General features: G+C 67.8%; 11 protein-coding genes. 3 read left to right on the forward strand and 8 right to left on the reverse strand.

The annotated features are described in order from the left end of the window. Positions 1-39 precede the first annotated feature (39 nt). Together JOZ00_RS00360 and JOZ00_RS00365 are read left to right on the forward strand one after the other, a co-directional pair. Positions 40-414 (forward strand): hypothetical protein, encoded by a 375-nt coding sequence (locus tag JOZ00_RS00360; protein ID WP_293338311.1) that lies wholly within the window; start codon positions 40-42, stop codon positions 412-414. Then, a complete protein-coding gene (locus JOZ00_RS00365; protein WP_293338313.1) occupies positions 411-761 on the forward strand; it encodes a DUF3817 domain-containing protein in 351 nt (116 codons plus the stop codon). Before JOZ00_RS00360 ends, JOZ00_RS00365 begins: the two co-directional genes overlap by 4 nt. Here the strand turns inward: JOZ00_RS00365 and rdgB are convergent. The 8 genes from rdgB to clpS form a co-directional block, all read right to left on the reverse strand. After that, positions 739-1,359 carry an RdgB/HAM1 family non-canonical purine NTP pyrophosphatase gene (gene rdgB / locus JOZ00_RS00370; protein WP_293338330.1) on the reverse strand — a complete coding sequence of 207 codons (621 nt, stop codon included), beginning with the start codon at positions 1,357-1,359 and terminating at the stop codon, positions 739-741. The genes JOZ00_RS00365 and rdgB overlap by 23 nt on opposite strands. Beyond that, complete coding sequence (gene rph, locus JOZ00_RS00375; RefSeq protein ID WP_293338315.1) at positions 1,356-2,135, reverse strand: ribonuclease PH; 780 nt, start codon at positions 2,133-2,135, stop codon at positions 1,356-1,358. Before rph ends, rdgB begins: the two co-directional genes overlap by 4 nt. A gap of 24 nt (positions 2,136-2,159) precedes the next feature. Beyond that, positions 2,160-2,942: a cyclic nucleotide-degrading phosphodiesterase gene (locus JOZ00_RS00380; RefSeq protein ID WP_293338317.1), complete on the reverse strand. Its 783-nt coding sequence runs from the start codon at positions 2,940-2,942 to the stop codon at positions 2,160-2,162. A gap of 127 nt (positions 2,943-3,069) precedes the next feature. Then, positions 3,070-3,906, reverse strand: a complete 837-nt coding sequence (gene murI, locus JOZ00_RS00385) for a glutamate racemase (protein ID WP_293338319.1) — start codon at positions 3,904-3,906, stop codon at positions 3,070-3,072. Beyond that, the gene (locus JOZ00_RS00390) at positions 3,903-4,586 is read right to left on the reverse strand and encodes a rhomboid family intramembrane serine protease (RefSeq protein WP_293338321.1); all 684 of its coding nucleotides are present in this window, start codon (positions 4,584-4,586) and stop codon (positions 3,903-3,905) included. Before JOZ00_RS00390 ends, murI begins: the two co-directional genes overlap by 4 nt. A gap of 63 nt (positions 4,587-4,649) precedes the next feature. After that, positions 4,650-5,705 (reverse strand): P1 family peptidase, encoded by a 1,056-nt coding sequence (locus tag JOZ00_RS00395; RefSeq protein ID WP_293338323.1) that lies wholly within the window; start codon positions 5,703-5,705, stop codon positions 4,650-4,652. Between the two features lie 16 nt (positions 5,706-5,721). Then, the gene (locus JOZ00_RS00400; RefSeq protein ID WP_293338325.1) at positions 5,722-6,303 is read right to left on the reverse strand and encodes a DUF2017 domain-containing protein; all 582 of its coding nucleotides are present in this window, start codon (positions 6,301-6,303) and stop codon (positions 5,722-5,724) included. A gap of 24 nt (positions 6,304-6,327) precedes the next feature. Next, positions 6,328-6,633, reverse strand: a complete 306-nt coding sequence (clpS, locus tag JOZ00_RS00405) for an ATP-dependent Clp protease adapter ClpS (RefSeq protein WP_293338326.1) — start codon at positions 6,631-6,633, stop codon at positions 6,328-6,330. A 67-nt stretch (positions 6,634-6,700) separates the two neighbouring features. On the opposite strand from clpS, the gene JOZ00_RS00410 reads away from it, so the two are divergent. Continuing rightward, on the forward strand, positions 6,701-7,826 hold a 1,126-nt coding region (locus JOZ00_RS00410), incomplete at its 3' end, for a nicotinate phosphoribosyltransferase (protein WP_293338328.1).

Below are 7,826 nucleotides of genomic sequence, written 5' to 3' on the forward strand. Positions count from 1 at the left end.
TTGAGACGTGCGCAGGCCACCTCGGAGTACCGTCTAAGCGTGTCCCCTCCCCGTCGCCGGGCTGCTCTGCTGCTCTTGGCGATCATCGCTGCCTGCGGTTGCCTGGCGCTGGGGTGGTGGCAGTGGACGAGGTTTCAGTCCGGTTCAGGCACCTTTCAGAACCTCGGCTATGCACTGCAGTGGCCGCTGTTCGCCTGGTTTTGCATTTACGCGTACCGCAAATTCGTCCGGTACGAAGACGCGCCACCGGACCCCCGCAAGGGCGCCGTCACCGAGATCCCCGCTGGCCTGCTGCCCGAGCGGCCCGCCCCCGCGCAACAGCCGGCCGATGACCCCGCGCTGCGGGACTACAACGCCTACCTGGCCGAGCTCGCGCAACACGACACCGAAAAACAGAACAGGACAACCGCATGAGCGCACCGGAGACGCCCGACGCGTCGACGTCCGCCTTCCCCGTCGAAAAGATCCGTACCGCGTTGCTCGGCTACCGGATCATGGCGTGGACGACCGGCCTCTGGCTCATCGCCTTGTGCTACGAGATCGTCTCGCACCTTGCGTTCCACCACGAGATCCGCTGGATCGAGGTGGTGCACGGGTGGGTGTATTTCATCTACGTCCTGACCGCCTTCAATCTGGCAGTCAAGGTGCGGTGGCCGCTTCCGAAGACGGTTGGGGTACTGCTCTCCGGGACCATCCCGCTGTTGGGCATCATCGTCGAGCACTTCCAGACCAAGGACGTCAAGGCGCGCTTCGGGCTGTGAGGTCGAGCGCCGGCAGCAACAGCGTCAGCGCACGACCGCGGTGTGAGACCGCGTCCTTCTCTTGCGGGCTGAGCTCTGCGGCGGTGCGGTCTCCAAGGCCGGGGTCGTCGGGGACAAAGACGGGGTCGTAGCCGAATCCGCCGTCGCCGCGCGGTTCTCGCGCGATGCTGCCGGACCACTCGCCCCGCACCACCACCTCGCCGGACGCCGAGACCAGCGCGCAGGCGGACACAAACGCAGCGCCGCGGCGTTCGTCGGGCACGTCTCGCAACTGCGCCAGGAGCAGTGCGGTGTTGCCGGCATCGTCGCCGTGGCGACCCGACCAGCGCGCCGACAGCACGCCGGGCATCCCGTTCAGCGCGGCGACCTCCAAACCGGAGTCGTCGGCCACACTCGCCAAACCCGTTGCGGTGAAAGCGTCCCTCGCTTTGGCCAACGCGTTGTCTTCGAAAGTCGCGCCCGTCTCAGGCGCCTCCTCGAACGGCACCACGTCGTTCAGCGACACCAACGTCAACCCCGTCAGGCCGGCAGCATCGAGCACCCGACGCAATTCGGCCAGCTTCTTGGGATTGCGGCTGGCGACCAGCAACCGGGTCAGCTGCCGAACGCCTTCGGCTGCCCGTGCGCCTCGGGGAGCTCACCCGGATACGGCAGCTGCAACGCCTCACGCTGCGCGGCGAACAGCTTGTCGCAAGAGGCCAGCGCGACGTCGAGCAGCTTGTCCAGTGTCGAGCGGGGGAACGTCGCTCCCTCACCGGTTCCCTGGATTTCCACCAGCGTTCCGGTGTCGGTGGCGACGACGTTCATGTCGACCTCGGCGCGCGCATCCTCCTCGTAGGGCAGGTCGACGCGGATCCGGCCGTCGACCACGCCGACGCTCACCGCTGCGATGGCACACGACAAAGGCCTGGGGTCGGAGAGCTTGCCGGCTGACGACAGGTAGGTCACCGCGTCGGCCAGCGCTACATAGGCGCCCGTGATCGCGGCGGTCCGGGTGCCGCCGTCGGCCTGCAGGACGTCGCAGTCGACGGCGATGGTGTTCTCCCCCAGCGCCGCCAAGTCGATGCAGGCGCGCAGCGACCGACCGATGAGCCGGCTGATCTCCTGGGTGCGCCCGGACAGCCGACCCTTCACCGATTCACGGTCGGAGCGAGTGTGCGTGGCCGACGGCAGCATCGCGTACTCCGCGGTGAGCCATCCCAGACCCGAGCCCTTGCGCCAGCGCGGCACCCCTTCGGTAACGCTGGCGGTGCACATGATTTTGGTGTGGCCGAATTCGATCAATACCGAACCGGCCGGGTGTTCGGTGAACCCGCGCGTGATGACTACGGGGCGGAGTTCGTCGTCGAGGCGGCCGTCTTCTCGTCTGGTCACGACGCCAACATTAGCCTCGCCGACTCAGACCCTCTCGGAACGGCGGATATCGAACGTCTCACCGCACACGACCGCGTGCACCGGACCGTCGAACTCCGCCTTCGCCTCGCTGATCACGTCCTCGCGCGCGGTCCACGGCGGGATGTGCGTCAGCAATAGTTCGCGCACGCCGGCCTGGGCCGCGACCCGCCCGGCCTCGGTGCCCGACAGATGCAGCGCGGGCGGGCGGTCGGCCGAGTGCGTCCAGGACGCCTCGCACAGGAAGACATCGGCGTCGCGGGCCAGCTCGATCAGTTGGTCGCACGTGCCGGTGTCGCCGCTGTAGACAAACGAAGCCCCAGACGGATCCGTGATCCGCATCCCGTAGGACTCGGTCGGGTGGGCCACCACGCGGGGCACGACCGTGAGCGCACCGAAAGTGACCGGCTCGCCGTCGACCCAGTGCCGGACGTCGAAGATGTCCGAACAGTCGTCGATCTCGCCGCCGTACGGCGACGAGGCGGCACCCAATCGCGACCATGTATCCCCGGGGCCGTAGAGCATCGCCTTGCCGCCTGGACGCGACGGGTGATAGCGCCGCCAGACGAATAGTCCGGGCAGATCCAGACAGTGGTCGGCGTGCAGATGAGAGAGGAGAACGTGCACGGAGGCGGGATCCGCGTAGCGCTGGAGAGCGCCCAACACGCCACCGCCGAAGTCGATAACCAAGGGCGGAGTATCCGGTGCACGGAGCAGATATCCCGACGCAGGCGAATCCGGCCCCACCACGCTGCCCGAGCAGCCGAGCACGGTTATTCGCACGGACACTACTGTGCCATGCCCGATAGGACCATGACGAAAACATCGCCGCATTGGTGTGATGAGAATCTCGTCATGCGCCCGCGGCGATCGCGAGCGCGGCGAAGCCGGGTGAAGCGGGTCGCCGCCATCAGCGTCAGTCGATTCGGGCGTGCTGCACGGGGTGCACACCGGTAACCGCGGGCCCTAGAAATCGGGCCGCCAATTTGGTGAAAGCCTCGGGGTCGCCGGTGGCTTCGAAGACGCGGGTGGCGGGGGGCGCGTCATGCGGCCGCAGCAGGTCACGCTCGGTGAGCACGCGAAGCACTTCCTTGGCCGTCTCCTCCGCGCTGGACACCAATGTGACGTTGTCGCCCATTGCGAGTTGGATCAGCCCGGACAGCAGCGGGTAATGCGTGCAGCCGAGCACCAACGTGTCGACCTGAGCGCGCTGCAGCGGTTCCAGATAACCCTCGGCCAGTCCGAGCACCTGCCGACCGCTCGTCACGCCGCGCTCGACAAAGTCGACGAAGCGCGGGCAGGCCACCGCGGTGATCTCGGTGTCGCGCGCGGCGGCGAAGGCGTCCTGATAGGCGTGCGAGGCGATGGTCGCGCGCGTGCCGATCACACCGATGCGGCCGTTGCGAGTGGTTGCGACCGCACGCCGGACTGCGGGCAGGATCACTTCGACGACGGGCACGTCGTAGCGCTCGCGAGCGTCGCGCAGGCAGGCCGCGGATGCGGTGTTGCAGGCGATCACCAACGCCTTGACGCCGCGCCCGACGAGGTCGTCGCCGATCGCCAACGCGTGCGCGCGAACCTCGGGGATGGTCAGCGGACCGTACGGTCCGTGATGGGTGTCGCCGACATAGACGATGTCCTCGTCGGGCAGCTGGTCGATGATCGCGCGCGCGACGGTCAATCCCCCGACGCCCGAATCGAATATGCCGACGGGAGCCTGCGGTCCGCGTCGGTCGGCAGTCGGCGAGCTCATGTCTTGGCGTGCGGCAGTGCGGTGCCGGCTTTTCTCGCCGCGCGGGCCTTGCGTTCCGGCGCGGACAACCAATAGGCGGCCACGACGCCGGCGATCGCGCCGCACAGGTGGCCCTGCCACGACACACCCCCGCACATGCCGAGCACCGGCATGGCCTCGACCAGCACGCCGCCGTAGACGATCAACACGAGCAGCCCGATGATGATGTTCCACACCCGCCGGATGAACAGCCCGAAGACCAACAGGAACGCCAGGTAGCCGAAGATCAGGCCGGAGGCCCCGATGTGATCGGTCGGGCCGCAGTTACTGCCCCAGTTGCCGATCAGCCAGGTGCCGAAGCCGCCCAGGATCCAGATGATCGCGGTGGCGTAGACGAAGCGGGAGATTCCGGCCAATGTCATCAGGAACCCGAGCACCAGCAGCGGGACGGTGTTGGCCACCAGGTGCTGCCAGTTGGCGTGTAGCACCGGCGCGAAGATGATTCCCCACAAACCGTCGGTCGTCTGCGGCCTGATGCCGTTGACGTCCAGCGAATGGCGGGTCAGCTCGTCGATCAGTTCGACGACGTAGAGCAGCGCGACGAAGGTGAGGATGGTGGCGCCGCCGACCCCCCACGTCGACCGTTTTGACGTCTGGGTCGGCGCAGTGCCCGGGCGTCGCCTCGGGGTGGTTCTAGCCATAACTGCCCTTCCAACGCGTCCCCAGCATCGTCAAGGCTACCGACGCAGTCGCCGGTGAACCGTTCATCGGCTGAACGCCCCCGGCAACACGTCGCGATAACTCGGTATTCCGGCGATCGACTCGGCGGCGAGCACCCCGACCAGAACGGCGCGCGCCATGCAGTCGGCCGCGGCGGCCGCGACCTCACTGGCGAGCCGCGTCTCTGGGGAGAATGCGGCGGGCGCGTCGGCCGGTGGCGGGACCTCCACCGCGCCGGTTGCCAGCGCGAACACCGTGTCGCCGTCGACCGGGGTATGCGCGGGGCGGACGGTGCGGGCCAGGCCGTCGTGAGCGGCGATGGCGATACGTTGGCATGCGGCCGAGCTCACGGCGGCGTCCGTCGCCACCACCCCGATGACGGTGTTGAGCCGGTTCTGCAGCGCGCTCGACGCCGACGGCAGCTGCGCCAGCGCCTCGATCTGCTCGGCCGGCGGCGGCGTCAGCGCGAACTCCTTGATCAAGTCGGCCATCCACGGCAGGCCGGTGGTCCGGTCGATCGCCTCGCCCGCGGAGTTCACCACCACGATCGCGCCGACGGTCACTCCGGACGGCAGCCTCGTGGAGGCGGTTCCGACGCCGCCCTTGAGCACCCCGGCGCGCGCCCCCACCCCGGCGCCGACGGTTCCGACGGGCAGGGCGGCGTCACTGCCACCGGCCGCGCTGGCGGCCGACTCGCAGGCGAGATAGCCGAACTCGGCGGTCGGACGGCATTCCCAGCCGCCGACCGGCAGGTCGTAAATCACGGCGCCGGGCACGATGGGCACCACGCCGGCATCCATCGCCACCCCGCGTTCGTGCTCCTCCAGGAAGCGCATCACGCCGTCGGCGGCCGCCAGACCGTAGGCGCTTCCGCCGGCGAGCAAGACGGCGTCGATGTAGCGCACGGTGTTGGCCGGATCCAGCAGGTCGGTCTCCCGGGTACCGGGCGCACCGCCGCGGCAATCGACCGCACCGACGGTTCCGGGTGGCGTCAGCACGACGGTGACTCCGCTGGCCCAGCCGGCGCCGAGCGACGCGTCGGGGTCCAGTCGTTGATAGTGGCCGACGCGAATGCCTCCGACGTCGGTGATGGCGTTCATCCGGTTTTCATCGAGATCATCGGGACCCCATGAGCACCAGAACCAGGTACTCCTGCAGCACGGTCAGCCACTGGTACACGTCGAAATGCACCGCCAGCGGGTGATCGGCGGGCAGGCGTTCCGGTCCTTGTGGTCCGACGTCGAGCATGACCCCCAGCGTCAGCCGAATGTCGTTGACCGCGGAGACCCAGCAATTCGCGTCGTCCTCGCTCAGCTCGAACCGCCCGCCGTCGCTGGGGATGGTGTCCAACAACCGCTGCGCGGCAACGCGTTTGGCATCGATGATCTCGGGCTCGTGCAGACTGCGCAGTGCGGCGTTGAGGCGCTCGCCTTCATCGGGAGACGAGGGGTCGTCGTCGTCCTGCTGGTAGAAATCGGGCAGCAGCCGGCGCAGGGTCGGATCATTGGGCGGCTCGGCGTTTCCGGTCTTGATGCCGGTGATCTCCTCGAGTTCGTCTGCCGGCGAAGAGGATTCACGCTCGTCGAGCAAGCCGATCATCGCGATGCCGAGGTTTTTGAGCAGCGCGGCCTCATGAGAAGCCAGGGCGGACCGATAGCGGGGACCGTTACCGGTCTCGACGCGCTTCCATTTGCGCACAGGGAATCGCCGAAGCCTCGAATCTCAGCGGTCCTGCTGCAGCGTCGCCCACAATCCGGCGGCATGCAGCTTGGACACGTCGACTTCCATGGACTCGCGGCTGCCGGCCGACACCACTGCTTTGCCCTCGTTATGCACCTGCAGCATCAGCTTGGTGGCGTGCGGCTCGCTGTAGCCGAACAACTTCTGGAACACATATGTCACGTAGGTCATCAGATTGACGGGATCATCCCACACGATCGTGACCCAGGGACTGGCCGTCACGTTGACCGGCGCTGACTCGCGTTGGCCGGTGGTGCCCGGCTTAGTGGGCGCGGACGAAACAACCATGGCCTACACGATACCGAGCCAGAGGTGAGGTTTCCGAGCCCGTGAGGGCAGCCGATACCTTTATGGAATGAACGACCCGGTCGTGACGGGGCTGCTGACCGACAGGTACGAGTTGACGATGCTGGCGGCGGCGCTGCGGGACGGCACCGCCAATCGCCGGACCACCTTCGAATTGTTCGCCCGGCGACTTCCCGAAGGCCGCCGTTACGGCGTGGTCGCCGGCACCGGCCGGCTGCTCGAAGCTTTGCCGCAATTCACCTTCGACGACGAGGCGTGTCAGCTGCTGGGACAGTTCCTCGACGCAGATACGTTGCGGTACTTGCGCGAATTCCGGTTCGGCGGCGACATCGACGGCTACGCCGAAGGCGAGCTGTACTTTCCCGGATCTCCGGTGCTGTCGGTAACCGGCACCTTCGCCGAGTGCGTGGTCCTCGAGACGCTCGCGCTGTCGATCTTCAACCACGACACCGCGGTCGCGTCCGCGGCGGCCCGCATGGTCAGTGCGGCCAGGGAACGCCCGTTGATGGAGATGGGCACGCGACGCACGCACGAACACGCCGCGGTCGCCGCGGCCCGCGCCGCCTACATTGCCGGCTTCGCCGCGTCGTCCAACCTGGAAGCCCAGCGCCGCTACGGAATACCCACCGAAGGCACGTCGGCGCACGCGTTCACCATGCTGCACGTCAGCGAACAACATCCTCCTGAGTCCGCCGAGCTCGCCGCGTTCCGGGCGCAGGTCGACGCGCTGGGCGTCGGCACCACGCTGCTGGTGGACACCTACGACGTGACGACCGGCGTCGCCAACGCGGTGGCCGCCGCCGGTCCATCGCTCGGCGCGGTCCGGATCGACTCCGGCGAGCTCGGGGTGTTGGCGCGCCAGGTCCGCGAGCAACTCGACGGACTGGGAGCCACCGCGACCCGCATCGTCGTATCGGGCGACCTCGACGAGTTCTCCATTGCCGCGTTGCGCGCCGAGCCGATCGACAGTTACGGCGTGGGCACCTCGTTGGTGACGGGTTCGGGCGCACCGACGGCGAACATGGTCTACAAACTGGTGGAGGTGGACGGCATCGGAGTGCAAAAGCGCAGCAGCCACAAGGAATCCCAGGGGGGACACAAAGAGGCGATTCGGCTGTCGCGTGGGTCTGGCACCATCACCGAAGAGGTCGTGTATCCGGTCGGCCGGCAGCCGG

The organism is Mycobacterium sp., assembly GCF_019243155.1.
Classification (GTDB): domain Bacteria; phylum Actinomycetota; class Actinomycetes; order Mycobacteriales; family Mycobacteriaceae; genus Mycobacterium.